Origin of the sequence: Streptomyces sp. NBC_00236 (assembly GCF_036195045.1) — a bacterium.
Lineage (GTDB): Bacteria > Actinomycetota > Actinomycetes > Streptomycetales > Streptomycetaceae > Streptomyces.
This window is the reverse complement of sequence record NZ_CP108100.1, coordinates 2,039,303-2,063,935: the sequence shown is the minus strand read 5'-3', so window position 1 is coordinate 2,063,935 and position 24,633 is coordinate 2,039,303. Positions and strand designations below refer to the sequence as shown.

The following is a 24,633-nucleotide window of genomic DNA, read 5'->3' as shown; positions in this document are numbered from 1 at the left end:
CCCTCAGGGCCGAGTTAGTTGACAGGCAAGTCCCGGAAGTCGCACCGGAGTCCCGCGGCCGGCCCCGCCAACGTAACCGCACGCCCGCACGCCCCGCCACCCGATTCGAACGCCCACACCGGCACACCGGGCACACTGGTCCCATGACGACACCCACGACACCCCTGCGTATCGGCCTGGTCGGGACGGGCCCCTGGGCCCGCATCACCCAGGCCCCCGCCCTCGCCGCCCACCCAGGCGTCGTGCTGAGCGGGGTGTGGGGACGCCGTGCCGAGGCCGCCGGGGAACTGGCCGCCGCACACGGCACCACGGCGTACACCAGTGACGCGGGTCTCGACGAGCTCTTCGCCGCGAGTGACGCCGTCGCGTTCGCCCTGCCGCCCGATGTCCAGGCTCCCCTGGCAGCCCGGGCCGCGGCGGCCGGCTGTCATCTGCTGATGGACAAGCCGGTGGCCACGACCGTCGAGGGCGCCCGGGAGGTGGTCGAGGCCGTCGAGCGGGCCCGGGTCGCCTCGATCGTCTTCTGCACGCTGCGATTCGCCCCGGAGACCGCGGAGTGGATCGCCGAACAGGGCGCGGCGGGCGGCTGGTTCACCGCTCATGCCGAGTGGATCGGCGCCCTGTGGGCGCCGGGCGCGGACAGCGAGTTCGCCGCGTCCCCGTGGCGCCGGGAGAGGGGCGGCCTGTGGGACGTCGGTCCGCACGCGCTCTCAGTCCTCATCCCGGTGCTCGGCGACGTCACCGCCCTGACCGCGGCTCGCGGCCCTGTCGGCACCCACCACCTCGTCCTGCGCCACACCACCGGCGCTTCCAGCACGGTGACGCTCACGCTGGCGGCGCCGGTGGCGGCGGCCGGGGTCGGGATCGAACTCAGGGGCGAGCACGGTGTCGTCGGCCTGCCCCGGTGGGACGGCGCGGTCGGGGCGTTCGGCGCCGCGGTCGACGCGCTGATCGAATCGGTGCGTACGGGGGAGGCGCACCCCTGCGACGTACGGTTCGGGCTCCGGCTGACGGAACTGCTCGCGGAGGCCGAGGCGCAGGCGGGCAACTGAGCCGCAGCCGCCGAGCGGGCCGTCCTCAACGCCCCAGCGCGTCCCGGACCGCCTCGTCCGTGCGCGCGACCACCGCCGTGCCGTCCTCGGCCGTGATGATCGGCCGCTGGATGAGCTTCGGATGCTCGGCGAGGGCCGTGATCCAGCGCTCCCGCGCATCCGCGTCACGCGGCCACTCCTTGAGCCCCAGCTCCTTCGCTTCCGCCTCCTGCGTCCGCGTGATGTCCCACGGCTCCAGGCCCAGCCTGCCGAGCACGGCCCGGATCTCGTCCGGCGACGGCACGTCCTCCAGGTAGCGGCGGACGGTGTAGTCGGCACCCTCCGCGTCGAGCAGCGTCAGTGCACTGCGGCACTTGGAACAGGCGGGATTGATCCAGATCTCCATGGGTCCAAAGGTACGCGATGGACCAGCCAAAACCCCTCTGGCCAGGGGCGATTGTCAGTGGGGGGCAGTAAAATGGGGGTAGTTCGTGAGGGTTCCACCACCGCGCCAGGAGGTTGCCAATGGCCGTAGCCGCAGTCACGACCAAGCCGCTCGACACACCCCTGAAGAAGAAGCCGCTTCCCGCCGGCCGTCCCCGTGAGTGGTACGTCTCCCACAATCGCCGGCTGAAGGCGATGCGCCTGGCGATCGCCCTGCTCGACACGGGCGTGTACCACCCGTCGAGCGCGAGCAACGCCCGGATACGCACGACCGCCGAGCGTCTCCACATCCACCCGCCGTCCGACACCACCTGCCGCATGGTCCGCGCACTCATCCGCTACGGCCGCTGACCGACAGCCCTCCCGCCGAGGACCGCGCCCCCGGAGTGACCGGGGGCGCGGTCGCGTCTCAGAACCCGCTGCACGTGGCGGTGGCGAAGGCGCCCGAGGCCCTGGCCGTGCGGTGGATGCCGTCATCCACCGTCACCGAACAGGCCACGTCACCGCCCGACTTCCCGAGGCTGACCTCGAACGAACCGCCGCTCATGAAGCCCTTGGTGTCCACTTCCCCGGTCCAGGGCAGGCTCCGCAGGGTCAGCCGTCCGGTCGACAGCTCCTCGCCCTTCCACGTGCTGTAGGTGACCGTCACGTCGTCGGCGGCGCCGGTGACCTCGTACCGGATGTGTACGGTGCGCGCACTCTCCGCCGAGACCTCACGGGCCAGCACGGCGGAGACCGCACCCGCCCCGAGTGCGAGCAGCACGGCGATCAGCAGCAGCACCCACGGCCACAGCCGCCGCCTCCTGGGAGGCGGCGGGGCCGGTGCGCCGGGGGTGGCCTGCTCGCTCATCCCCCCAGCCTCGGTGGTCCGTGCCCCGCCCGCGACCCCACGTCCGCCACCCCCTCACCCGGTCGGCCTACAGCACATGCGTCCTCCTCCGCCGCCGCATTGACTTGGGCCGACGGACGAGTGCTGGGAGGCACGATGACGAGGCGAGGCGTACGGGGCGCGAGCGCGGTTGTGGTGGCGATGACCGTGGCGTTCACGGCATCGGCCTGCTCGGACGACGGGGACGGCGCGTCGAGCACGGTGTCGAAGGCGGCGTCGGCCGCCTCGTCGGTGGCTTCGTCCGTCGCCTCCAAGGGGTCCGACGTGATCGCCTCGGCGACGGCCGCCGCCGAGGACAAGCTGAACAGCTTCAAGGACGGCGTGAACGCGAGCGGTGACGTCGAGGCGGGTGCCCCGGCCGCCGACAAGGACGGCCGGGTGACCTCGAAGGTCACCGTGTCGAACGGCGCCGACTCGACGCAGTCCTACGCCGTGCAGATCAACTTCAAGGACGCGGACGGCAAGCTGCAGGACACGGTCGTGGTGACGGTCGACGACGTGGCCTCCAAGAAGACCAAGGACGCCACGGCCCGCAGCAACCGGAAGCTCGACGGCGACATCAAGGCCGAGGTGGGCAAGGCGCTGCGGCACTGACCGCGAGAGGGCCGGTCACGGATCTCGTTGATCGGAGCCGCTCCGGCCGCGTACCGTGCGCGGCATGAGCGACACCCACGCACCGGACACCGCGAGACGGCTGCGGGCGATCACCGGTGAGCTGTCGGCGCTGTTCTACGAGCGGGACGAGGTCGTACGGACGCTGACGGTGGCGATGCTGGCCGGTCAGCACGCGCTCGTACTCGGGCCTCCCGGCACCGCGAAGTCGGAGCTGGCGCGTGAGCTGACGGGCCGGATCAAACACGCGAACTACTGGGAGATCCTGCTCAGCAAGTTCACCGCGCCGACCCGGATGTTCGGCCCGATCGACGTGGGTGCCCTGAGCCGGGGTGAGTACCGGCAGATCTTCGACGGCCGGGCGACAACGGCGCACATCGCCTTCATCGACGAGATCTTCAAGTGCTCCACGGCGGCGCTGAACGAGACCCTCGGGCTGCTCAACGAGCGCATCTACCACCCGGAGAACGGCGGTGAGCCGATCCGCTGCCCCCTGATCAGCGCCATCACCGCATCCAACGAACTGCCCACCGGCGACGAGAGCGCCGCGATCTACGACCGCCTGCTCGTCCGGCTCGAAGTCGGGTACCTCGCCGACCCCTCCAACTTCGCCGGGCTCGTGCGCTCCGCCGTCACCGCCCCGGCCGTTCGCACCAGGACCACGGTGGAACTGGCCGATTTGCAGTACGCCGTGACCGAAGCCGTGCCGGCCGTGGGCGTCCCGGACGGAGTCGTGGACGCCGTGTGCACCCTGCGGGCCGCCCTGCGCCGCAAGGAACTCATCGCCTCCGACCGCCGATGGCGGCAGTCGGTCCGGCTGCTCCAGGCGAGCGCGTTCCTCGACGGCCGCGACCAGGTGGCCGAGAGCGACCTGTCGATCCTCACCCACGTGCTGTGGGACTCGCCCGCCGAACGCCCCACCGTCGAGCGCGAGGTGCTGCACCTCGTCAATCCCGACGCCAAGGAAGCACTCGACCTCGCCGACGCCATCGAGGAGCTGGAGGCCCAGCTCGACGCGAAGGCCGGCCAGTCCCGCGAGGCGCTGGGCGACTGGGCGATCAGGGAGGCCATCACCAAGCTCAACAAGGCCGGCAGGATGCTGGAGAAGATCCACGAGGATGCCCGGACCGCCGGACGCTCCGCGACCGCCGTCGAGCACGTGATCACCCGCCGGCGCGCCGTCCACGCCCGTGTGCTGACCGAGGCGCTCGGGGTGGACGCGAGCATCGTGCAGGACCGGCTCTGAGCGGCGGGGGGGACCCGGCCATGGCCGAGTCCGTGAACACCGTCGAGGATCTGGCCGGCCGCGCGGGGCGGTGGCTCGGCCCGGCCGCGACGGCCGGGCAGCCGAGGCCGACCACCGTGGTGGTCGCCGACCGGTTCGACACGATGACCTGGCGCGAGGTCTACGACCAGGTCACCGGCCTCCGGGACCTCGCGCACAGCCTGAACGCGCGCCACGACCACACCGAGGACCTGTTGGCGGACGTGTTCCTCGCCGCCTGCAAAGTCAGCCCCCAACTGCGCGAACAGACCGCGATGGACCCCTCCCGGCTGGTCGGCCACCTGGTCGTCACGGCACTGACGGACAGCCCGGAGTTCGCGGAGCTGCACCGGGAGACCTCCGGCGACCCCTACGCCGCCGCCATGGCCGTACTGGCCCTGTCCGACACCCTGCGCCGGATGCTGGAGCGGGCCGGGGACGCGGCGGAACGGGCCCGGCGGGCCGCGAGCGCCCGGGAAGAGGCCGAACGGGCAGGCGCGGCCGTCGCCGATGTGTGCCGGCAGGCTGCCGAGGAGGCGGACGAGGACGGCACGGTGCCGGACGGGGCAGCCGCCGCCCTGACCCGGGCGGTCAAGGCGGCCGAGGCCGCCGAAGCCGCCGCGCAGCAGGCGTCCCAGGAGGCCGGGCGGGCGGTGGCCGCCGCGGCTCCCGGGGTACGCGCGGGCGTACGGAGCGCCACGGCCGGGGCCGCCGGGCAGGCCCGCGAGGAGTCCGAGCTGATGCGCGCGTGGGGCATGGGCCCGGGCGAGCTGCAACGGATGCCCTACGGCGAACGGGCCCGGCTCGCCGAACGGCTGCGCGCGGGCCGGCTGGGACGGTTCGCGGACCTCATCGGCCGGTTCCGTCAGATGGCCGCCGGCGAGCGCGCCCGCAAGGTCGAGCAGGCCCGGGGCGAATACGTCGGGATCACGCTGGGCGACGACCTCTCCCGGCTCATCCCCTCCGAGCTGGCCAACCTGGGCATCCCGGCGATGAGGAGCGTGTTCGCGGCGAGGTTCGCCGAGTCGCGGCTGATGCTCTACGACAGCCGTGGAGAGGAGACGACGGGAAAGGGCGCCATCATCGCGTGCGTCGACTGCTCGTACTCCATGGAGGAATCCGGCCCCGGCGGCGTCACCAGGGAGGCATGGGCCAAGGCGTGCGCCCTGGCCCTGCTGGACCAGGCCCGCCAGGCGCGGCGCGATTTCGTCGGCATCCTCTTCTCCTCCGACGACTCCGTGAAGGTGTGCCGCTTCCCGGCCACCCGGCCGGCCGCGATCGCCGACGTCCTGGACTTCGCCGAGCACTTCTTCGGCGGCGGCACCGAGTTCCGCACCCCGCTGGCGGCGGCCGTCAGGCTGCTGGACGAGGAGCTCAACACCGACGGACGCCGGCGCGGCGACATCGTGATGATCACCGACGGGGAGTGCGAGGTCAGCGAGCAGTGGATGCGCAGTTGGAACGAGGCCAAGCACACACTCGGCTTCCGCACCTTCGGCGTGGCCGTCGGCGCCCCGCGGGCCACCGGCCCCGGCACCGTCCTGGACGCCCTGTGCGACAACCTCCGCAGCATCGACGACCTGACCGACACCCACGCGGCCGGCGACCTCTTCCGCCTCATCTGAACGGCCCCGGCGTCCGGTTTGCGTTCTAGTGGTTGCACGACCCGATGCCCGGAACACCGGCCCGCACGAGCCGGACGAAGAGCGAAGGCCCGGGCCCCCGACACACGGAGAACACCATGAGGATCCACCTGACCAGCGTCTTCGTCGACGACCAGGACAAGGCCCTGCGCTTCTACACGGACGTGCTGGGCTTCGTGAAGAAGGCCGAGGTCCCGGTCGGCAAGGACCGCTGGCTGACCGTGGTCTCACCGGATGACCCCGACGGCACCGAACTCCTCCTGGAGCCCGACGGCCACCCCGCGGTGAAGCCGTACAAGACGGCCCTGGTCAAGGACGGCATCCCGGCCGCCTCCTTCGCCGTGGACGACGTCCCCGCGGAGTTCGCCCGGCTGCGCGGACTCGGCGTGCGCTTCACCCAGGAGCCGGTGGAGGCGGGCCCGGTGACCGTCGCGGTCCTCGACGACACCTGCGGCAACCTGATCCAGATCCTGCACAGCGCGTAGGGGCACGAGAGGGAGCCGCGGTCCGGCACGGGCCAGGTGCACCACCGTGCCGCCCCGGGGGCCGAACGTGCGAGGGCCGCCACCCCGGTCATGGGGTAGCGGCCCTCGCCCTGCTCAGAACTGCTGAGCCACCTGCTGCCTAGAGGTCGAAGTACAGCTCGAACTCGTGCGGGTGCGGGCGCAGCTGGATCGGGGCGATCTCGTGCGTGCGCTTGAAGTCGATCCACGTCTCGATGAGGTCGGACGTGAAGACGCCGCCCGCCAGGAGGTACTCGTGGTCGGCCTCCAGGGCGTCGAGCACGGCCGGGAGGGAGGTCGGGACCTGCTGGACGTTGGCGTGCTCCTCGGGAGCCAGCTCGTAGAGGTCCTTGTCGATCGGCTCCGGCGGCTCGATCTTGTTCTTGACGCCGTCCAGGCCGGCCATCAGCAGGGCCGAGAAGGCGAGGTACGGGTTGGACGACGGGTCCGGGGCGCGGAACTCGACGCGCTTGGCCTTCGGGTTGGAGCCCGTGATCGGGATGCGCATCGCGGCGGAGCGGTTGCGCTGCGAGTACACCATGTTGACCGGGGCCTCGAAGCCGGGGACCAGGCGGTGGTAGGAGTTCACCGTCGGGTTGGTGAAGGCCAGCAGCGACGGGGCGTGCTTCAGGATGCCGCCGATGTAGTAGCGCGCCATGTCCGAGAGGCCCGCGTAGCCCTGCTCGTCGTAGAACAGCGGGGAACCGCCGGCCCACAGCGACTGGTGGACGTGCATGCCCGAACCGTTGTCACCGAAGATCGGCTTCGGCATGAAGGTCGCGGTCTTGCCGTTGCGCCAGGCGACGTTCTTCACGATGTACTTGAAGAGCATCAGGTCGTCGGCCGCGGCGAGCAGCGTGTTGAACTTGTAGTTGATCTCGGCCTGGCCGGCGGTGCCGACCTCGTGGTGCTGGCGCTCGACCTGGAGGCCGTTCTTGTCCAGCTCCATGGAGATCTCGGCACGCAGGTCGGCGAAGTGGTCCACCGGCGGGGTCGGGAAGTAGCCGCCCTTGTAGCGGACCTTGTAGCCGCGGTTGTTGTCCTCCGACCCGGTGTTCCAGGCGCCGGCCTCGGAGTCGATGTGGTAGAAGGACTCGTTCGCCGAGGTCTGGAAGCGGACGTTGTCGAACACGTAGAACTCGGCCTCGGGGCCGAAGTACGCGGTGTCGGCGATGCCGGTCGAGGCGAGGTACGCCTCGGCCTTCTTGGCGATGTTCCGCGGGTCACGGCTGTACTGCTCGCCGGTGATCGGGTCGTGGATGAAGAAGTTGATGTTGACGGTCTTGTCGCGGCGGAACGGGTCGACACGGGCGGTCGACAGGTCGGCGCGCAGGGCCATGTCGGACTCGTGGATGGCCTGGAAGCCGCGGATCGAGGAGCCGTCGAAGGCAAGCTCCTCGGTCGGGTCGAAGACCGCCGCCGGGATGGTGAAGTGCTGCATCACACCGGGCAGGTCGCAGAACCGGACGTCGATGAACTTGACGTCTTCGTCGGCGATGTACTTCTTCACGTCGTCGGCGTTCTGGAACATCCAACTCCTCCTACTCCCGGCCCGGGAGGGACGGGGTTGCAGCTCGTTGTGTGGCCAGTGCGGTGGCACACGCTGGACCCGACCATAGGCAGACCGGATTTCTCAAGCATGACCCATTTGTTTCGCCGAAGTTAACCGAGCCGGGTGTGAGCGGCACCTCATGCGCGCGGCTCAGGGCGGTTCCCGGCAGGTTCCGGACCGGTTTCGGCGCGATGTCCCCGATGGTCCCGGCCCCCGCCCGGCGGGGGCCGGGACCGGGCGCAGTACCGTGGTCGGGTGGACAATAGGCAAGCAATCGGATCGTGGCTCTCCGGGCCGCGTGCGGCCGCCGAGGAGATGGGCGCCGACTTCGGCTACCGGGGCAAGCGGCTCGGGCTTCCCGAGGAGGGGCCGGGGGCCATCGCCCCACTCGGACGGCGTTTCGGCGCGATCTTCGTGGACTGGGCCCTGTGCATGCTGATCGCATACGGGCTGTTCGCTCGCGGTGACCAGCAGGCGACCGGAAACTGGGCGCTCGGGGTCTTCCTCGTACTGAGTGTGCTCACCGTCGGCACCATCGGCTGCACACCGGGCAAGCGCCTGCTGCGCATCAAGGTCGTCGCCGAGGACGGCGGGCGCCTGGGGTTCGGCCGGGTGCTGGTGCGCAGTGTGCTGCTGTGCCTGGTGATCCCGGCCCTGGTCTGGGACCGCGACGGCCGTGGGCTGCACGACCGGCTGGCCCGCGCGGTTCAGATCCGCATCTGACGGACGGGCGCGACGGGCGAGGGAACGCGAAGCGAAGCAACGGGCAGCACGAAGAGGGCGGGTCACGAACCACCGGTTCGCGACCCGCCCTCTTCGTGCGTTCTCTCAGTCCGCTCAGCGCATCTTTCCGCCGCGCGGCATCCGCATGCCCTTCGGCATGGGGCCCTTCGGCAGCGGCATGTTGCTCATCAGGTCGCCCATGGCGCGCAGCCGGTCGTTGGCGGCCGTCACCTGCGGGCCGGTCAGGACGCGCGGCAGCTTCAGCATCGTCGTGCGCACCTTCTTGAGCGGCACCTGACCCTCGCCGTTGCCGACGATGATGTCGTGCACGGGTACGTCGACCACGATGCGGGCCATCTTCTTCTTCTCGGCCGCGAGCAGGCTCTTCACCCGGTTCGGGTTGCCCTCCGCCACCAGCACGATGCCCGCCTTGCCCACGGCACGGTGGACGACGTCCTGGCTGCGGTTCATCGCGACCGCCGGCGTCGTGCTCCAGCCGCGGCCCACGCGGTCCAGCACGGCCGCGGCGGCGCCCGGCTGTCCCTCCATCTGCCCGAAGGCCGCCCGCTCGGCACGCCGCCCGAAGACGATCGCCATCGCGAGGAGGGCGAGCACGAAGCCCAGGATGCCCAGGTAGACAGGGTGGCCGATCAGGAAACCGATCGCGAGGAGGACACCGAAGGTGACGATTCCCACACCCGCGACGACAAGCCCGATCTTGGAGTCGGACCGCCTGGTCATCTTGTAGGTCAGGGCGATCTGCTTGAGCCGCCCCGCGTTCTCGGCGCTGTCCGCGCCTTCAGTGGTTTTTGCCTTCCTCGCCATGCAATGAAGTTTACGTGGCCTAGGAACGGCGGTCGGCCACGGCCTCCAGTACGTACTCGGACTCGACCCGGTCCTTGGCCCGGCGGCGGTCCTCGAGGACGGCCGTCCAGGCGTTTCGGCGGGCGGTGCGCTGGCCGCTGCTCAGCAGCAGCGACTCGACGGCGCGGAGAGCATCGGTGACGGACGGAAGGGCGGTGGCGCGTACCGGCACGGCCTGCATCGTGGAAGTCCCCTCGGAACGGATGCGCTCACCGGGCGGTGCCCGGCGGGCGGAGTGTGCTGTGCGGACTGGATACGGGGCGCAGGGGGCGACGCGGCCGCGAGAACCACTGCGCTGCCTGTATCCAGGGTCACTGCTTGGTGTTACCAGCGCGTGACCGGTCGGTCAAACACCAATGAAACCTTGATACGGGCGTCGCGCACGCCGAAGCGGCCCATCCGCGCCTCGGACCTGCGAGGAGGGGACGGGCCGCGTCGAACCAGCCAGTACTGTTCAGTAGCTTCTTGTGCTCGGATTCACACGGGCGCTGCTACGCGGTCGGCACCGGGGCCTCCGCGCCACGCCGCTCCATCGCCTGCTGGAACAGCCGGCCCGCGCGGTACGAGGAGCGGACGAGAGGTCCGGACATCACACCGGAGTAGCCGATCGCGTCGGCCTCCTCCTTGAGCTCCACGAACTCGTGCGGCTTCACCCAGCGCTCGACGGGGTGGTGGCGGGGCGTCGGCCGCAGGTACTGCGTGATCGTGATGAGCTCGCAGCCCGCGTCATGCAGATCCCGCAGTGCCTGGCTGACTTCCTCGCGGGTCTCGCCCATGCCGAGGATCAGGTTGGACTTGGTCACCAGACCGGCCTCGCGGGCACGGGTGATGACCTCCAGGGAGCGCTCGTAACGGAAGCCGGGGCGGATCCGCTTGAAGATCCGCGGCACCGTCTCCACGTTGTGGCCCAGCACCTCGGGGCGCGAGGAGAAGACCTCGGCGAGCTGCTCGGGCTCCGCGTTGAAGTCGGGGATCAGCAGCTCCACCTTGGTGTAGCCGCCCTCCCGCTCCGCCGTCTGCGCGTGGATCTGGCGGACGGTCTCCGCGTACAGCCAGGCGCCGCCGTCCTCCAGGTCGTCGCGCGCGACGCCCGTGATGGTGGCGTAGTTCAGGTCCATCGTGACGACCGACTCGCCGACGCGGCGGGGTTCGTCCCGGTCGAGCGCCTGCGGCTTGCCCGTGTCGATCTGACAGAAGTCACAGCGCCGGGTGCACTGGTCGCCGCCGATGAGGAACGTGGCCTCGCGGTCCTCCCAGCACTCGAAGATGTTGGGGCAGCCGGCCTCCTGGCACACCGTGTGCAGACCCTCGCTCTTCACGAGTTTCTGCAGCTGGTTGTACTCGGGGCCCATCTTCGCCCGAGTTTTGATCCACTCGGGCTTGCGCTCGATGGGGGTCTGGCTGTTTCGGACCTCGAGGCGCAGCATCTTGCGCCCGTCGGGTGCGACAGCGGACACTCCGGCACTCCCCTTTGCTTTCGCTGCATTGGATTCTTCGGCGAACACCAGGGTACGCCCGTAGTTCAAACGGCTTTACGTCTGCCCAACCTGTGGCCGGCAGGGCCTATTCCCGCGGAGGTGTTCCGAGGGTCAGGCCGTGGCCACGGCATCGTCTGTGCGCTCGATGACGCGCGGCGCGAGCTCGGCGTTCTCCAGGATGTCCCGCAGGTGCTTCTCGGCGACCGGGAGCACCTGGGCGATGGTGATCTCGCGGCCGAGCTCGTAACTGAGCGAGGTGACGCCCGCGTCCCGGATGCCGCACGGCACGATCCGGTCGAACCAGGTGTTGTCGGGGTTCACGTTGAACGAGAAGCCGTGCATGGTCACACCCTTGGCGACCCGGATGCCGATCGCGGCGAGCTTGCGGTCCTCGCGGCGCTGGCCGGCGTTGGACGGGGCGTACTCGGGTCCGTTCAGCCGGGCGTCGAACTCCTCGTCCTGGAGCCGGGGGTCGAAGTCGAGCGAAAGACCGCCGATCGCGGGGCGCTGCTCGACCGGGTCGCCCAGCACCCAGACTCCGCTGCGGCCCTCGACCCGGCTGGTCTCCACGCCGAACTCGGCGGCCGTACGGATCAGCGCCTCCTCCAGCCGGCGGACGTGTGCGACGACGTCCACGGGGCGCGGCAGCTTCTGGATCGGGTAGCCGACCAGCTGGCCCGGACCGTGCCAGGTGATCTTGCCGCCGCGGTCCACGTCGATGACCGGGGTGCCGTCCAGCGGGCGCTCGCTGTCGGCTGTGCGCCGGCCGGCCGTGTAGACGGGCGGGTGCTCCAGCAGCAGGCAGGTGTCGGGGACGGCGTCCTCGAACCGCGCCGCGTGCACCTCGCGCTGCTTCTGCCAGGCCTCCTGGTAGTCGACGGCATCCTCGCCGAATCCCAGACGGACGAACCGAAGCTCAGTCACGACAGCAGCCTCTCTACTTGCGGTGCCGGGGCCGGGGGTGTCCCGTCGTCCCGTCACCATGCACCGAATCGCGCCTCCGGCCACTGTACGACCGGTGCCGGAGCGGGGGCCCGGCAGGTGGTTCCCGTCAGCGCCGCCCTCAATCCTCACACGATCGGATGAATGTGATGCGAAGGCGGCCGGGGTAGGCCCGGAGGCCGCTAAATTCGCGCCGTTCCCTCGGGCCCGGCCCAGCACCGCGACGCGTCGGGGAGAACACAGAACAGTCCCTGAGGGGCTGCCCGCCCGGCCCCGTAGGCAGGAGACCGTACAGCTGATGTCGGAACGACCTCCGCAGCGCACCCCCAACCGCCGACTCGCCTCACTCATCACCGAAGCCGGGTTCTCCAACGCCGGCCTCGCCCGCCGGGTGGACCAGCTCGGACTCGAACACGGCCTCGACCTGCGGTACGACAAGACCTCCGTGACCCGCTGGCTCCGCGGACAGCAGCCGCGCGGCACCACGCCCGCGCTGATCGCGGAGGTCTTCACCCGGCGGCTCGGCCGCCGGCTCTCCGCGCAGGACCTGGGACTGGACGCCTGCGCGCCGGTCTACGCGGGCCTGGAGTTCGCGGCCACGCCCGCCGAGGCGGTCGACATCGTCAGCGGGCTGTGGCGCAAGGACTCCGGCAGCCATGTGGAGCTGCGGAAGATCGCCTTCACCCCGGCGGGGCTGGTCGTCCCCAGCCGGGACTGGCTGATCGGCCGGGCGGACGAGTGGGTGGGACGGGCCGGAGAGGGCGCCGCCGTCGCGGGCCAGGCCGCCAGGGTGCACGGGGCCGCCCCGGCGCACGCCGGGCAGCGTCCGGTGCCCGGGGCCGTCGGGACGCACGTCGGCGCGGCGCACGGGCCGTACGGAAGCGGCCCCGGCGGGTCCGTGCCCGGGGTGCCCGAGCAGGGCGGCGCGCCCGGGCCCGGTGTCCGGCACGGCCTGCGCGGGCCCACCCCGTCCCGGCCCGCCGGCCCGCACGCGCCGGGCGGCTCCCCGGCCGCCCTCGTGGCCGGGCCCGCCGGCGTCCCCAGGCAGCGGCAGACCGAGCGGGGCTCCGGCCAGAAGGTCAGCAGCGGTGACGTAGCCGCCCTCCGCTCGGTCGGTGAGCTCTTCCGCACCCTGGACAACGCCTACGGAGGCGGCCACGCCCGGCAGGCCCTCGTCCGGTACCTGGAGCACGAGGCGGAGCCGATGCTGCGCGGCACGTACGGGGAGGCCACCGGGCGGCGGCTCTTCGCCGCCGCCGCCGATCTGACCCGGCTCGCGGGCTGGACCTCGTACGACATCGCGGCCCATGGGCTCGCTCAGCGCTACTTCGTGCAGGCGCTCCGGCTGGCCCAGGCCGCCGGTGACCGGGCCTACGGCAGCTTCGTCCTGATCACGATGAGCCGGCAGGCCGTCTACCTCGGGCACGGCCGGGAGGCGGTCCAGCTGGCACGGGTGGCTCAGCAGGGCGTCGGTTCGTCCGCGCCCCACGCCGTCCTGGCCCTGCTGCACGCGGTCGAGGCACGGGGCCACGGGGTCCTCGGCGACGCCAAGGCCTGCGCGGCCTCGCTCACCCGGGCGGAACGCGCGCTGGAGGCGTCCCGCCCCGGCGACGAGGTGCCGCACTGGGCGCGCTACTTCGACGAGGCCCAGCTCGCCGACGAGTTCGGGCACTGCTACCGCGACCTCCAGCAGTACCGGGCCGCCGCGCAGCACGCGGAGCGCTCGCTCCAGCTGCGCGCCCCCGCGTACGCCCGCAGCCGGCTCTTCTGCCGCGTGGTGCTGGCCTCCGCCCGGCTCGGGCTCGGCGAGCTCGACCAGGCCTGTCGGCTGGGTGCGGAAGCCGCGCAGCAGGCCGCCGAGATGCGGTCGGTACGCGCCACGGAGTACGTACGGGACTTCGAGCGGCGCCTCGAACCCTTCCGGGACGCCGCAGCGGTCCGCGGCTACCGCGAGCGGGTGGCCGCGCTGGGGTGAACGCGTAACGCCTCAGGCGGCCTCCGGGAGTGCCGCGGTGCCCCCGGCCGACCGCACCCCGAGATCGGTGAGGATCGCCCCGGCCGCGCGCCGGCCGGAGGACAGGGCCCCCTGCACCGACCCGGTGTCACGGTGGTCGCCGCACACGTACAGCCCCGCGAGCAGCCGGACCGGACGCTGCGGGTCGTGCGGGGGCGGCATGGCGGGTACCGCCTCCGGATCGTGGTGGGCCGCCAGCAGTTCCCAGTCGTCGGTGGGCGTGCCGTAGAGCGATGCGAGATGTGCGCGGACCGAGCGGTCCAGATCGGGCGGCGGCGTACCGAGCACCGTCGAGCTGATCAGGACCCGGCCGTGCGGCGCGCGCGACGGGTCGACCTCGCTCATCACCGCGGTGTGCGCGACCGGGCCCGCGCGGTCGGCGTCCAGGAGCAGCGAGGCGCCGGTCGGCGGGGGAGCGGGGGCGGTGTGGTGGAGCACCGTGACGGGGTGGAAGGGCGGCACGCGCAGACCGGGCAGCAGCTCGGCGGCGGCGCCCGCGCCGGTCGCCAGCAGCAGGGAGCGGCAGCCGACCTCGCCGTGTTCCTTGGTGCGCACCGCGGTGATGTCCGCCGATGTGACGTGCACGCCCGTGCGTACGGTGCCGGGCGGCAGCGCGGCCGCGAGCAGATCCGGCAGCGTGGCCGAACCCCCCGACGGTACGCAGAGCCTGCCGCTCGCGTAGCCGCGCAGCGCGAGGTCGGCGCACCGGCTCGACGTGGCGAGCGCGGGGTCGCTGAGCAGCGCCGTGAGCAGGGGGCGCACGAATCCGTTCAGCGTCCGGGCGGACAGGCCGCGGCCGGCCAGCGCGTCGAGCGCGGCCCGTTCGGGCCGGGCCAGCACGCGGGCCCGTGGGGTGGCCGCGAGCCGGGCCAGCGCCACCCCGAGCCGGGCCTGGTCGATCGCTCCGCCCATGGCCCCGGTGAGGCTCCCGCTCAGGGGGGCCCGGGGGGCGCTTGCGAGGGCGCGTGCTGCCTTGAGTGCGCCCCGCGCGCTGCGTGAGCCCCGGGGGCTGCGTATCTCCCCGGTCCGGTACCGGCGGCCCTCGCTGTGGACGAGCACGCCGGGATCGAAGTTCCGCAGGACGAGTCCGTCGAGTCCGGGCGTCGCCTGCAGCTCCGGATACGAGGTGTTGAGAAGTGGGCCCAGGTGGTCGAGCCGGAACCCGTCCACCTCGTCGGTCATCATCCGGCCGCCGACCCGTGGGCCGGCCTCCAGGACGCTGACGCTCACTCCCGCACTGGTCAGTCGGTGGGCCGCTGACAGGCCGGCGATCCCGGCCCCGATGATGACGACGTCCGCGTGGTGTGCCGTGCTGAGCACGTGCCCCTCCCCGAGTCGGCGCAACTGGTGGGAGGCTCTTGCCCTCAACCGGCCCCCGGAATGCGCGAGTTCGGCATGAGGCTAGGAGGGTGGCGGGATTCTGCGCAGTCGCGCGCGGGCCGGGGCACCGTTGCACGGGGTCGCACGTCCGTCCGAACGAAGCGACGGAGGACGGCGCCTGGGCGGCGGGGTCAGCGCAGAGCCGCCCGGATGGCGGCGTCGATCCCGGGGAAGGCGAACGCGAACCCGGAGTCCAGCAGCCGTCCCGGCAGCACCCGCTGACTGCCCAGCACATCCTCGGAGAAGTCGCCCAGGGCGATCCGCAGTACGGGCGCCGGAGCGGTGAACAGCGTGGGCCGGCGCAGCACCCGGCCCATCGCCGCCGTCACCTCGCCGTTGGTGACCGGGGCCGGACCCGTCAGATTGACCGGCCCGGACAGCTCCGGGGTGTCCAGGACGTGCCGCAGCGCCGCGATGTGGTCGTGCAGCGCGATGAAGCTCCAGTACTGCCGGCCGTTGCCGAGCCGGCCGCCGAGCCCCGCGCGGAACAGCGGGAAGAGCCGGCCCCAGGCACCGCCCTCCCGGGCGACGACCAGTCCGGTGCGGGCGTGCACGGTCCGCACACCGGCCTCCTCCGCGGCGGCCGTGGCCTCCTCCCACTCCACGCACACCGAGGGCAGGAACCCGTCGCCGGGCGGCGCGCCCTCGTCCACGGAACGGTCCCCGGTGTCGCCGTAGTAGCCGATCGCGGACCCGGACAGCAGCACCTTCGGCGGGACGTCCAGGGAGGCGACGGCCTCGGCGATCGTGGCCGTGCCCAGCACCCGGCTGTCCCGGATCTCCCGCTTGTACGCCTCGGTCCAGCGATGGTCGCCGACCCCGGCCCCGGCGAGATGGACGACGGCGTCGCAGCCCACCAGACCGGCCACGTCCACGTAATCCCGCTTGGGGTCCCACTCCACCTCGTCGCCCGACCGGGCAGGCCGCCGGACCAGCCGGACCACCTCGTGCCCGTCGGACCGCAGCGAACGCACCAGCGCCGCTCCGATGAGTCCGGTCGATCCGGTGACGGCGATACGGGAGTGCGGCACAGGTCGCGGCATGAGTCCATCCTGCCCCACATGCCGCAGGCGACGCATGGCACAGTGACGCTTATGGCCGAGTCCTTCCCTCTTCCCGCGCCCCTTGTCCGTCCCGCGGTCCTCGACGACGGCCCCGCTCTCGCGGAGCTCGACCGGAGCACCTGGTCGACGCTGCACGCGGTGACCCCGAGCCCGCAGCCGCCGTACCCGCCGTTCTTCGACGACCGGCACCTGCCGCAGGACATCCTGGTGGCCGACGCGGTGAACCCGGCGGGCGAGACGGTCATCGCCGGGTACATACGCGTCGTGCCGCCCACTCCGCTGGCCTGCAACTCCCACGTCCGGCAGATACAGGGCCTCGCCGTGGCCGCCTGGGCACGGGGCCGCGGCACCGGCCGCACGCTGGTCCGCGCGGCGTGCGGTACGGCTCGCGGCCAGGGCGCCAACCGGATCACCCTGCGGGTACTGGCGCACAACGCGCCCGCCCGCGCGCTGTACGAGTCGGAGGGGTTCACCGTCGAGGGAGTCCTGCCCGGCGAGTTCTTCCTGGGCGGGCGCTACGTGGACGACGTGCTGATGGGCCGGCCGCTCGGCCCGTGACCGGGCCGGCCGCGCCTCAACCGGCGCCGAACCGCTGCCACAGCTCGGGCAGCCGCGCCGCGAGGACCGCGTCGTCCTCGAAGCCGAACGGGGTTCCCTCCGGCTCGACCGGCTGCGGCGGCAGCCCGAGGTCCGGCGCGACCACACCGGTGAGCTGCTCGTACGCCTCGTCGGCGGCGTAGCCCAGTTCTTCCGCGTCCCCGTCCAGCTCGTCGTCGAAGTCGTCGAGGAGCTCGGCCAGGCTGTCCGGATCGTGCACCGCGCCCTCGAAGACCTCCCGGCCCTGGCCGATCAGCCAGCAGCGGAAGTAGTCGAAGGCGTCGTCGCTCGCCCCGCCGAGCAGCACGGCGGCGGCCGCCCACAGGTCCCAGCGGTACGCCCGGTTGTAGCGGGCCTCGAAGTGCCGCGCGAAGTCCAGCACGGAATCGGGATCGAGCTGCACCAGCCGTTCGACGAGCAGGTCGGCATGGTCCTCGGGGTCGCCGTCGGCGGCCTCGCGAGTGCTGTCGATGAGCTCCCAGAATTCCGTCTCGTCCATCACGGGTCCAGCATCTGCCCCCAAGAGGGCCGATGCACGCCCAGACGCCGAAATGAAGCCTTACGGCCTCACATAGAGCGAGTGGAGCGCTTCGGCGGCCGCCGCGAACCTGCCGCGCAGCGTGGCCGGCTCCAGCACCTCCAACTCCGGCCCCAGGGCCAGCAGCTGACCGAACGCGACGTCCAGGGACTCGACCGGCAGGGTGACCGTGACCCACCCGTCGGCCCCGGGCGCACCGGCCCCCTCCAGCGCGTTCCGGGCCGCGACTCGGTCCACGGCGTGCGGCAGCCTGCGCACCCCGGCCTCCGAGAGCCGCAGCGTCACCTCGGCCCGCAGGAGCGACCGGGCGAACTGGGCCGCGCGTGCGTCCCAGAACGCGGGCAGGTCGAAGCTGTCGTCCCGGACGAACCGGGTGTCCGACACGGTCACGGCCGTGAAGCGGTCGATCCGGTAGACCCGGAAGTCCTCCTCCGCACGGGCGCAGAGGTACCAGACGCCGGCCTTGAGGACGAGACCGTACGGGGCCAGCTCACGCTCCACCTCGGTGTCCCGGCCGGCCCGCCGGTAGTGGGCGCGCATCGTCCGGTCGTCCCACACCGCCTCGGCCACGGCGGGCAGGAGCTCCGGTGTAACCGGTTCCTGGTACCAGCCCGGTGCGTCCAGGTGGAAGCGCCGGGCGGCGCCGGCGGAGGCGTCCCGCAGGGAGGGCAGGAGGGCTGCCGACACCTTGAGCCGGGCGGCGGACGCGGCGTCGGCCAGACCCATCTCGCGCAGGGCGGAGGGCAGGCCGGAGAGGAAGAGCGCCTCGGCCTCGTCCCGGGCCAGCCCGGTGAGTCCGGTGCGGTACCCGCCGACGAGCCGGTACCCACCCGCGCGGCCCCGCTCCGAGTAGACGGGGATCCCGGCCTCGGAGAGCGCCTGCGCGTCCCGGGTGACGGTCCGCTCCGACACCTGGAGCTCGTGGGCGAGCTCGGCGGCGGTCATGGCGGGGCGGGACTGCAGGAGCAGCACCATTCGGATGAGCCGGGCAGCACGCATGCGGCCATTGTGGCCGCGGTGGGGGATGCGTGTGGCTCCGGTCCGGGCGCGGCGGCCTCAAGCGCCGGCCGGGCTGGATGTGGCCTCAATCGCCGGCCGGCTCCCAAGATGGCCTCAATCGCCGGCCGGGCTTGAATGTGCCCTGGCCGGGTGGGAAGGGCGGCCCGGACGGGGCTGTCGTACGAGCAGCGGCCGGACACGACAGCGCACGGGTGCGCAAATCGAGCCTGTCCGGCGTTTGAGGACAAGGCCGGTGCCGGACATGGCAGCGTTCGGGCGGGCCGATCAGGCCTGACCGTGATCGAGGCCGGAGTGCAGCCGCGCGTGACAGCGCACGGGTGGGCACATCAAGCCCGTCCGGCGATTGAGGACAGAGCCGGTGCCGGAGCGGGGCGGACGTACGCGGAGGACGGGGCGCGGGAAAGACCCGTGCCCCGTCCTCCGGGCCGTCAGAGCCCGTACCGCTCGCGGGCTTCCTTGACCGCGGACGCCGGCACCTCGCCGCGACGGGCCAGCTGGGCCAGGGCCGCGACCGTGATCGACTGGGGGTCGACGCCGAAGTGGCGGCGCGCCGCGTCACGGGTGTCGGAGAGGCCGAAGCCGTCCGTGCCGAGCGAGGTCCAGTCCTGCTCGACCCACTGGCTGATCTGGTCCGGCACCTGGCGCATCCAGTCGCTGACCGCGAGGACCGGGCCCGGTGCGCCTTCCAGCGCCTGGGTCACGTACGGCACCCGCAGCTCACCGCGGAGCAGCGCCTCGTCGCACTCCAGCGCGTCGCGGCGCAGCTCGCCCCACGAGGTGGCGGACCAGACGTCGGCCGTGACACCCCAGTCCGCGGCCAGCAGCTCCTGGGCCTCCAGGGTCCAGTGGATCGCCGTACCGGAGGCCATCAGCTGCACGCGCGGGCTGTCCGCCTTCGCGGGCGTGCCCTCCTTGAACCGGTAGAGGCCCTTGAGGATGCCCTCCTCGACGCCTTCCGGCATCGCGGGCTGCGGCTTCGGCTCGTTGTAGACCGTCAGGTAGTAGAAGACGTTCTCGGCCTCGGGGCCGTACATCCTCCGCAGACCGTCCTGGACGATCACCGCGATCTCGTACGCGAACGCCGGGTCGTAGTTGAGCGACGCCGGGTTCGTGGACGCGATCAGGTGCGAGTGGCCGTCCGCGTGCTGGAGACCCTCACCCGTCAGCGTCGTACGGCCCGCCGTGGCGCCGACCACGAAGCCGCGGCCGAGCTGGTCGCCGAGCTGCCAGAACTGGTCACCCGTGCGCTGCCACCCGAACATCGAGTAGAAGATGTAGAACGGGATCATCGGCTCGCCGTGCGTCGCGTACGACGTGGACGCGGCGATGAAGTCGGCCATCGCGCCGGCCTCGGTGATGCCCTCGTTGAGGACCTGGCCGTCCTTGGCTTCCTTGTAGTACATCAGCTGGTCGCGGTCGACCGGATCGTACGTCTGGCCCAGCGGCGAGTAGATGCCGGCCGACGGGAACAGCGCCTCCATGCCGAAGGTGCGGGCCTCGTCGGGGACGATCGGAACCCAGCGCTTGCCGGTTTCCTTGTCCCGCATCAGGTCCTTGGCCAGGCGGACGAACGCCATGGTGGTGGCCAGTTCCTGCTTGCCGGAGCCCTTCTTCAGCGCGGCGAACGCGCGCTCCTCGGGCTGCGGCAGCGCCACCGCGTGCACCCGGCGGGCCGGGGCGGGGCCGCCGAGGGCGGCGCGGCGCTCCTGGAGGTAGCGGACCTCGGGGGAGTCGGCGCCCGGGTGGCCGTACGGCACCAGGCCCTCGTCCAGCTTCGAGTCCGGGATCGGCAGCTCCAGCAGGTCGCGCATGGCGCGGAACTGCTTGCCGTCCAGCTTCTTCATCTGGTGGTTGGCGTTGCGCGACTCGAAGCCGGGGCCGAGCGTGTAGCCCTTCACCGTCTGCGCCAGGATCACCGTCGGCGCACCCTTGTGCGCGAGCGCCGCCCGGTAGGCCGCGTACACCTTGCGGGCCTCGTGGCCGCCGCGCGAGGAGTGGAAGCACTCCGCGATCTTCGCGTCGGTGAGGAGCTTCGCCAGCTCGGCGAGCGCGGGCTCGGCGCCGAAGAAGTGCTGGCGGATGTAGGCGACGTCGCGGGTGGCGTACGTCTGGAACTGCGCGTCCGGGACCTCGCGGAGCCGGCGCACCAGCGCACCCGTGGTGTCGAGCTGGAACAGCTCGTCCCAGGCGGTGCCCCAGAGCGTCTTGACGACGTTCCAGCCGGCGCCGCGGAAGGCGCCCTCCAGCTCCTGCACCACGCGGAAGTTGGCGCGGACCGGACCGTCGAGGCGCTGCAGGTTGCAGTTGATGACGAAGGTCAGGTTGTCGAGCTGCTCACGCGCCGCGAGGGCGAGGGCGGCGGTCGACTCGGGCTCGTCCATCTCGCCGTCGCCCAGGAAGGCCCAGACGTGCGAGTTCGACGTGTCCTTGATGTTGCGGTTGGCCAGGTAGCGGTTGAAGCGTGCCTGGTAGATCGCCGAGAGCGGGCCGAGGCCCATCGACACGGTGGGGAACTCCCACAGCCAGGGCAGCCGACGCGGGTGCGGGTAGGACGGCAGACCGTCGCCACCCGCCTCCTGGCGGAAGTTGTCGAGCTGCTGCTCGCTGAGCCGGCCGTCGAGGAAGGCGCGGGCATAGATGCCGGGGGAGGCATGGCCCTGGATGTAGAGCTGGTCGCCGGAGCCGTCCCCCTCCTTGCCGCGGAAGAAGTGGTTGAAGCCGGTCTCGTACAGCCAGGCCGCCGAGGCGAAGGTCGCGATGTGGCCGCCGACGCCGAAGCGGGAGCCACGGGTGACCATCGCGGCCGCGTTCCAGCGGTTCCACGCGGTGATCCGCGATTCCATCTCCAGGTCGCCGTCGAAGGCGGGCTCCGCGGCGGTGGGGATGGAGTTGACGTAATCGGTCTCCAGCAGCTTGGGCAGCGCGAGACCGGCGCCCTCGGCGTGCTGGAGCGAGCGGCGCATCAGATACGCGGCACGGTGCGGGCCCGCGGCCTTGGTGACGGCATCCAGGGAGGCCGCCCATTCGGCGGTCTCCTCCGGGTCGCGGTCCGGGAGCTGGTCGAGCTCGCTCGGAAGCTTTCCTACGGGGTCGGTCATGATCGCCGCCTTCCGGTGAGGAGGGGGGTGGAGAAGTCCCTGACTGGCAGGACAGGGCGATGGGGCCGGTGGGCCCGCGGAGTGAACTGTAAGGCTCCGATCGATGATCGATCAAAGGATGAAAGGCAAAACTTCTCGATATGAAGAAAGTGGCATGGGGTGCCGCGAAACGGGGCACGGAGTGACGGGATATAGCAGGCAAAAGGGGCGCTCACCTGCACAGGCGAGCGCCCCTCACTACACATGCGCACCGCGGTGCGCGTCGGCCTCAGGCGTGTGCCGCCCCGGGCCTCAAGGGTGTGTCGCGCCGGCCTCGGGCGTGTGCGGCCCCGGGCCCCGACGATGTGTCGCGCCGGCCTCTGGCGTGTGCCGCCCGGCCTCAGGCGCGCGGCGCGCAGCCGAGCACATGTGCCTTGACCAGCACCCCGATGTCCGGGTCCTTCCGCAGGAACGCCTCGATGAGCGCCTCGTGCTCCTCGGCGTACGACTTCTGCACCGTGCCCAGCCAGCGGATCGAGAGGGCCGTGAACACCTCGATGCCCAGCCCCTCCCAGGTGTGCAGCAGGACGGCGTTGCCGGCCGCCCGGACCATCTCCCGGTGGAAGCCCACCGTGTGGCGCACCTGCGCCTCGCCGTCGGCCAGCCGGTCCGCCTCGTACAGCGCCGTCACGTGCGGGGCGAGCAGGGAGCAGTCCTCGCCGAGCCCCGGGGCCGCCAGCTCCGCGGCGATCTGCTCCAGGCCGGCCCGTACCGGGTAGCTCTCCTCCAGATCGGCCGCGGTGAGGTTGCGGACCCGGACGCCCTTGTTGGGCGCCGACTCGATCAGCCGGAGCGTCTCCAGCTCGCGCAGCGCCTCGCGCACGGGCGTCTGGCTGACCTCCAGCTCGGTGGCGATGCGCCGCTCCACGATCCGCTCACCCGGCTTCCAGCGCCCGCTGACGATCCCGTCCACGATGTGCTCGCGGATCTGTTCGCGCAGCGAGTGGACGACGGGCGGGGTCATGAGTGGCTCCTTCGGGGCAAACCGGTGCTGCCTGCACCAACTCGGCGGCCGGAGCGACCGGTGGTGTCTAGACAATACGGCGGCGCCCCCGCCCGGGAGTGTTCCGGACGGGGGCGCCGCTGGTGAGGCTGGTTACAACTGCGGTGCTCAGAGGCCGAGCTCGACCTCGAACTCACCGGCCTCCAGGATCGCCTTGACCGCGGTCAGGTAACGGGCGGCGTCCGCGCCGTCCACCAGACGGTGGTCGTAGGAGAGCGAGAGGTACGTCATGTCGCGGACGCCGATGACGGTGCCCTCCTCGGTCTCGATGACCGCGGGACGCTTGACGGTGGCGCCGATGCCCAGGATGGCTGCCTGGTTCGGCGGCACGATGACGGTGTCGAACAGCGCACCGCGCGAACCGGTGTTGCTGATGGTGAAGGTGGCACCGGACATGTCGTCCGGCGTCAGGCCGCCACCGCGGGCCTTGCCGGCCAGCTCGGCGGTCTTCTTCGAGATACCGGCGATGTTGAGGTCGCCCGCACCCTTGATGACCGGGGTCATCAGACCCTTCTCGGCGTCCACGGCGATGCCGATGTTCTCCGAGTCGAAGTACGTGATCGTGCCTTCGTCCTCGTTGATCCGGGCGTTGACGACCGGGTGGGCCTTCAGCGCCTGGGCGGCGGCCTTGACGTAGAACGGCATCGGGGAGAGCTTGACGCCCTCACGGGCCGCGAAGCCGTCCTTCGCCTTGTTGCGCAGCTTCATCAGCTTCGTGACGTCGACCTCGACGACCGAGGTCAGCTGGGCCTGCGAGTGCAGCGCCTTCATCATGTTGTCGCCGATGACCTTGCGCATGCGGGTCATCTTGACGGTCTGACCGCGCAGCGGGGACACCTCGAGCTTCGGCGCCTTGGAGGCGGCCGGTGCAGCGGCGGCAGCGGGGGCCGGAGCGGCTGCGGCGGCCTTGGCGGCCTCCGCGGCGGCGGCCGCCTCCACGACGTCCTGCTTGCGGATACGGCCACCGACACCGGTGCCCTTGACCGCGCCCAGGTCGACGCCGTTCTCGGCGGCGAGCTTGCGGACCAGCGGCGTGACGTACGCGCCGTCGTCACCGGAGGTCGCGGCCGGAGCGGCCGGAGCCGCCGGGGTGACCGGAGCCGGCGCTGCGGCGACGGGCGCCGGAGCGGCCGGGGCCGGAGCGGCGGCAGGCGCGGCGGGAGCCACCGGAGCCGGGGCGGGAGCGGCCGGCGCGGGGGCGGCGGCAGCCGGAGCGGCAGCAGCCGGAGCCGGAGCAGCGGCCGGAGCCGGAGCGGCGGCAGCCGGAGCCGGAGCGGCAGCAGCCGGAGCAGCGGCCGGGGCAGCACCGGGAGCACCGATGACGGCCAGCTTGGCGCCGACCTCGGCGGTCTCGTCCTCGGCGACGACGATCTCCAGCAGCACGCCGGAGACCGGGGCCGGGATCTCGGTGTCGACCTTGTCCGTGGAGACCTCGAGGAGGGGCTCGTCCTCCGTGACCTCCTCGCCGACCTCCTTCAGCCAGCGGGTGACGGTGCCCTCGGTGACGCTCTCGCCGAGCGCCGGAAGGGTGACGTCGGTGCCGGAGGCACCACCGGCGGGTGCGGCGGCCGGAGCCTCGGCAGCGGGGGCCGGAGCTGCGGGGGCCTCGGCGGCGGGCGCCGGGGCCGGGGCGGCCTCGGGCTCGGCAGCCGGAGCCGCGGCGGGTGCCGGGGCACCGGTGCCGTCGTCGATGACGGCCAGCTCGGCGCCGACCTCGACGGTCTCGTCCTCGGCGACCTTGATGGAGGCCAGAATGCCGGAGGCGGGAGCCGGGATCTCGGTGTCGACCTTGTCGGTCGACACCTCCAGCAGCGGCTCGTCGGCCTCGACGCGCTCGCCCTCGGCCTTCAGCCAGCGGGTGACAGTGCCCTCGGTGACGCTCTCGCCGAGCGCCGGAAGGGTTACGGAAACCGACATGGTTTCAGTTGCTCCTAA

General features: G+C 72.0%; 23 protein-coding genes. 9 read left to right on the top strand and 14 right to left on the bottom strand.

All coding sequences use genetic code 11. The features are described 5' to 3' along the window. The first annotated feature begins 143 nt into the window (after positions 1-143). On the top strand, positions 144-1,052 hold the full coding sequence (locus tag OG446_RS09125) for a Gfo/Idh/MocA family protein (RefSeq protein ID WP_328893537.1): 909 nt from the start codon (positions 144-146) through the stop codon (positions 1,050-1,052). A gap of 25 nt (positions 1,053-1,077) precedes the next feature. On the opposite strand, the gene OG446_RS09120 is transcribed toward OG446_RS09125, so the two are convergent. Next, complete coding sequence (locus tag OG446_RS09120) at positions 1,078-1,437, bottom strand: arsenate reductase family protein (RefSeq protein WP_328893536.1); 360 nt, start codon at positions 1,435-1,437, stop codon at positions 1,078-1,080. Between the two features lie 119 nt (positions 1,438-1,556). On the opposite strand from OG446_RS09120, the gene OG446_RS09115 reads away from it, so the two are divergent. After that, the gene (locus OG446_RS09115) at positions 1,557-1,826 is read left to right on the top strand and encodes a hypothetical protein (RefSeq protein WP_328893535.1); all 270 of its coding nucleotides are present in this window, start codon (positions 1,557-1,559) and stop codon (positions 1,824-1,826) included. Positions 1,827-1,884: 58 nt separating this feature from the next. Here the strand turns inward: OG446_RS09115 and OG446_RS09110 are convergent, their stop codons facing one another. After that, positions 1,885-2,325 (bottom strand): hypothetical protein, encoded by a 441-nt coding sequence (locus OG446_RS09110; RefSeq protein WP_328893534.1) that lies wholly within the window; start codon positions 2,323-2,325, stop codon positions 1,885-1,887. A gap of 135 nt (positions 2,326-2,460) precedes the next feature. Here OG446_RS09110 and OG446_RS09105 point away from each other — a divergent pair, with 135 nt between their 5' ends. From OG446_RS09105 to OG446_RS09090, 4 genes are all read left to right on the top strand, one after another. Further along, complete coding sequence (locus OG446_RS09105) at positions 2,461-2,958, top strand: hypothetical protein (protein WP_328893533.1); 498 nt, start codon at positions 2,461-2,463, stop codon at positions 2,956-2,958. A 64-nt stretch (positions 2,959-3,022) separates the two neighbouring features. Continuing rightward, positions 3,023-4,222 (top strand): AAA family ATPase, encoded by a 1,200-nt coding sequence (locus tag OG446_RS09100; RefSeq protein ID WP_328893532.1) that lies wholly within the window; start codon positions 3,023-3,025, stop codon positions 4,220-4,222. A gap of 20 nt (positions 4,223-4,242) precedes the next feature. Next, the gene (locus tag OG446_RS09095) at positions 4,243-5,865 is read left to right on the top strand and encodes a VWA domain-containing protein (protein WP_328893531.1); all 1,623 of its coding nucleotides are present in this window, start codon (positions 4,243-4,245) and stop codon (positions 5,863-5,865) included. A gap of 116 nt (positions 5,866-5,981) precedes the next feature. Beyond that, positions 5,982-6,368, top strand: a complete 387-nt coding sequence (locus OG446_RS09090; RefSeq protein WP_328893530.1) for a VOC family protein — start codon at positions 5,982-5,984, stop codon at positions 6,366-6,368. Between the two features lie 139 nt (positions 6,369-6,507). On the opposite strand, the gene glnA is transcribed toward OG446_RS09090, so the two are convergent. Beyond that, positions 6,508-7,917, bottom strand: a complete 1,410-nt coding sequence (gene glnA / locus OG446_RS09085; RefSeq protein WP_219568005.1) for a type I glutamate--ammonia ligase — start codon at positions 7,915-7,917, stop codon at positions 6,508-6,510. A 276-nt stretch (positions 7,918-8,193) separates the two neighbouring features. On the opposite strand from glnA, the gene OG446_RS09080 reads away from it, so the two are divergent. After that, complete coding sequence (locus OG446_RS09080) at positions 8,194-8,661, top strand: RDD family protein (RefSeq protein WP_328893529.1); 468 nt, start codon at positions 8,194-8,196, stop codon at positions 8,659-8,661. A gap of 114 nt (positions 8,662-8,775) precedes the next feature. On the opposite strand, the gene OG446_RS09075 is transcribed toward OG446_RS09080, so the two are convergent. The 4 genes from OG446_RS09075 to lipB all read right to left on the bottom strand — a co-directional run bounded on the left by OG446_RS09075 (position 8,776) and on the right by lipB (position 11,927). After that, complete coding sequence (locus tag OG446_RS09075) at positions 8,776-9,486, bottom strand: DUF4191 domain-containing protein (protein WP_306069852.1); 711 nt, start codon at positions 9,484-9,486, stop codon at positions 8,776-8,778. Between the two features lie 19 nt (positions 9,487-9,505). Further along, entirely contained in the window at positions 9,506-9,706 is a 201-nt protein-coding gene (locus OG446_RS09070) for an SCO2195 family GlnR-regulated protein (protein ID WP_328893528.1), read from the bottom strand. 310 nt (positions 9,707-10,016) lie between these two features. Further along, the gene (lipA, locus tag OG446_RS09065) at positions 10,017-10,982 is read right to left on the bottom strand and encodes a lipoyl synthase (RefSeq protein ID WP_328893527.1); all 966 of its coding nucleotides are present in this window, start codon (positions 10,980-10,982) and stop codon (positions 10,017-10,019) included. Positions 10,983-11,114: 132 nt separating this feature from the next. Beyond that, positions 11,115-11,927, bottom strand: a complete 813-nt coding sequence (gene lipB, locus OG446_RS09060; RefSeq protein ID WP_328893526.1) for a lipoyl(octanoyl) transferase LipB — start codon at positions 11,925-11,927, stop codon at positions 11,115-11,117. Between the two features lie 316 nt (positions 11,928-12,243). Here lipB and OG446_RS09055 point away from each other — a divergent pair, with 316 nt between their 5' ends. Further along, positions 12,244-13,920, top strand: coding sequence for a regulator (locus tag OG446_RS09055; protein WP_328893525.1), 1,677 nt, complete (start codon positions 12,244-12,246; stop codon positions 13,918-13,920). Between the two features lie 12 nt (positions 13,921-13,932). On the opposite strand, the gene OG446_RS09050 is transcribed toward OG446_RS09055, so the two are convergent. Both OG446_RS09050 and OG446_RS09045 read right to left on the bottom strand, forming a co-directional pair. Further along, on the bottom strand, positions 13,933-15,279 hold the full coding sequence (locus OG446_RS09050; protein WP_328893524.1) for an NAD(P)/FAD-dependent oxidoreductase: 1,347 nt from the start codon (positions 15,277-15,279) through the stop codon (positions 13,933-13,935). A 191-nt stretch (positions 15,280-15,470) separates the two neighbouring features. Beyond that, a complete protein-coding gene (locus tag OG446_RS09045; protein WP_328898246.1) occupies positions 15,471-16,370 on the bottom strand; it encodes a TIGR01777 family oxidoreductase in 900 nt (299 codons plus the stop codon). A gap of 63 nt (positions 16,371-16,433) precedes the next feature. Here OG446_RS09045 and OG446_RS09040 point away from each other — a divergent pair, with 63 nt between their 5' ends. Further along, positions 16,434-16,961, top strand: a complete 528-nt coding sequence (locus OG446_RS09040; RefSeq protein ID WP_328893523.1) for a GNAT family N-acetyltransferase — start codon at positions 16,434-16,436, stop codon at positions 16,959-16,961. A gap of 16 nt (positions 16,962-16,977) precedes the next feature. Here OG446_RS09040 and OG446_RS09035 read toward each other — a convergent pair whose 3' ends face one another. The 5 genes from OG446_RS09035 to sucB all read right to left on the bottom strand — a co-directional run bounded on the left by OG446_RS09035 (position 16,978) and on the right by sucB (position 24,615). Then, complete coding sequence (locus tag OG446_RS09035) at positions 16,978-17,499, bottom strand: DUF4240 domain-containing protein (RefSeq protein WP_328893522.1); 522 nt, start codon at positions 17,497-17,499, stop codon at positions 16,978-16,980. 60 nt (positions 17,500-17,559) lie between these two features. Further along, a complete protein-coding gene (locus OG446_RS09030) occupies positions 17,560-18,537 on the bottom strand; it encodes a helix-turn-helix transcriptional regulator (protein ID WP_328893521.1) in 978 nt (325 codons plus the stop codon). A 449-nt stretch (positions 18,538-18,986) separates the two neighbouring features. Next, the gene (gene aceE, locus OG446_RS09025; RefSeq protein ID WP_328893520.1) at positions 18,987-21,656 is read right to left on the bottom strand and encodes a pyruvate dehydrogenase (acetyl-transferring), homodimeric type; all 2,670 of its coding nucleotides are present in this window, start codon (positions 21,654-21,656) and stop codon (positions 18,987-18,989) included. A gap of 379 nt (positions 21,657-22,035) precedes the next feature. Next, positions 22,036-22,659, bottom strand: a complete 624-nt coding sequence (locus OG446_RS09020) for a GntR family transcriptional regulator (RefSeq protein WP_148017657.1) — start codon at positions 22,657-22,659, stop codon at positions 22,036-22,038. 147 nt (positions 22,660-22,806) lie between these two features. Further along, a complete protein-coding gene (sucB, locus tag OG446_RS09015) occupies positions 22,807-24,615 on the bottom strand; it encodes a 2-oxoglutarate dehydrogenase, E2 component, dihydrolipoamide succinyltransferase (protein WP_328893519.1) in 1,809 nt (602 codons plus the stop codon). Positions 24,616-24,633 lie beyond the last annotated feature (18 nt).

Bases quoted from the DNA above. Each gene is read 5' to 3' on its own strand.
- OG446_RS09055 (WP_328893525.1), top strand. From the start codon at position 12,244: ATGTCGGAACGACCTCCGCAGCGCACCCCCAACCGCCGACTCGCCTCA.
- OG446_RS09030 (WP_328893521.1), bottom strand. From the start codon at position 18,537: ATGCGTGCTGCCCGGCTCATCCGAATGGTGCTGCTCCTGCAGTCCCGC.
- sucB (WP_328893519.1), bottom strand. From the start codon at position 24,615: ATGTCGGTTTCCGTAACCCTTCCGGCGCTCGGCGAGAGCGTCACCGAG.
- OG446_RS09095 (WP_328893531.1), top strand. From the start codon at position 4,243: ATGGCCGAGTCCGTGAACACCGTCGAGGATCTGGCCGGCCGCGCGGGG.
- OG446_RS09070 (WP_328893528.1), bottom strand. From the start codon at position 9,706: ATGCAGGCCGTGCCGGTACGCGCCACCGCCCTTCCGTCCGTCACCGAT.
- OG446_RS09100 (WP_328893532.1), top strand. From the start codon at position 3,023: ATGAGCGACACCCACGCACCGGACACCGCGAGACGGCTGCGGGCGATC.
- OG446_RS09075 (WP_306069852.1), bottom strand. From the start codon at position 9,486: ATGGCGAGGAAGGCAAAAACCACTGAAGGCGCGGACAGCGCCGAGAAC.
- OG446_RS09110 (WP_328893534.1), bottom strand. From the start codon at position 2,325: ATGAGCGAGCAGGCCACCCCCGGCGCACCGGCCCCGCCGCCTCCCAGG.
- OG446_RS09120 (WP_328893536.1), bottom strand. From the start codon at position 1,437: ATGGAGATCTGGATCAATCCCGCCTGTTCCAAGTGCCGCAGTGCACTG.
- OG446_RS09115 (WP_328893535.1), top strand. From the start codon at position 1,557: ATGGCCGTAGCCGCAGTCACGACCAAGCCGCTCGACACACCCCTGAAG.
- OG446_RS09105 (WP_328893533.1), top strand. From the start codon at position 2,461: ATGACGAGGCGAGGCGTACGGGGCGCGAGCGCGGTTGTGGTGGCGATG.
- OG446_RS09035 (WP_328893522.1), bottom strand. From the start codon at position 17,499: ATGGACGAGACGGAATTCTGGGAGCTCATCGACAGCACTCGCGAGGCC.
- OG446_RS09090 (WP_328893530.1), top strand. From the start codon at position 5,982: ATGAGGATCCACCTGACCAGCGTCTTCGTCGACGACCAGGACAAGGCC.
- OG446_RS09040 (WP_328893523.1), top strand. From the start codon at position 16,434: ATGGCCGAGTCCTTCCCTCTTCCCGCGCCCCTTGTCCGTCCCGCGGTC.
- OG446_RS09125 (WP_328893537.1), top strand. From the start codon at position 144: ATGACGACACCCACGACACCCCTGCGTATCGGCCTGGTCGGGACGGGC.
- glnA (WP_219568005.1), bottom strand. From the start codon at position 7,917: ATGTTCCAGAACGCCGACGACGTGAAGAAGTACATCGCCGACGAAGAC.
- OG446_RS09020 (WP_148017657.1), bottom strand. From the start codon at position 22,659: ATGACCCCGCCCGTCGTCCACTCGCTGCGCGAACAGATCCGCGAGCAC.
- aceE (WP_328893520.1), bottom strand. From the start codon at position 21,656: ATGACCGACCCCGTAGGAAAGCTTCCGAGCGAGCTCGACCAGCTCCCG.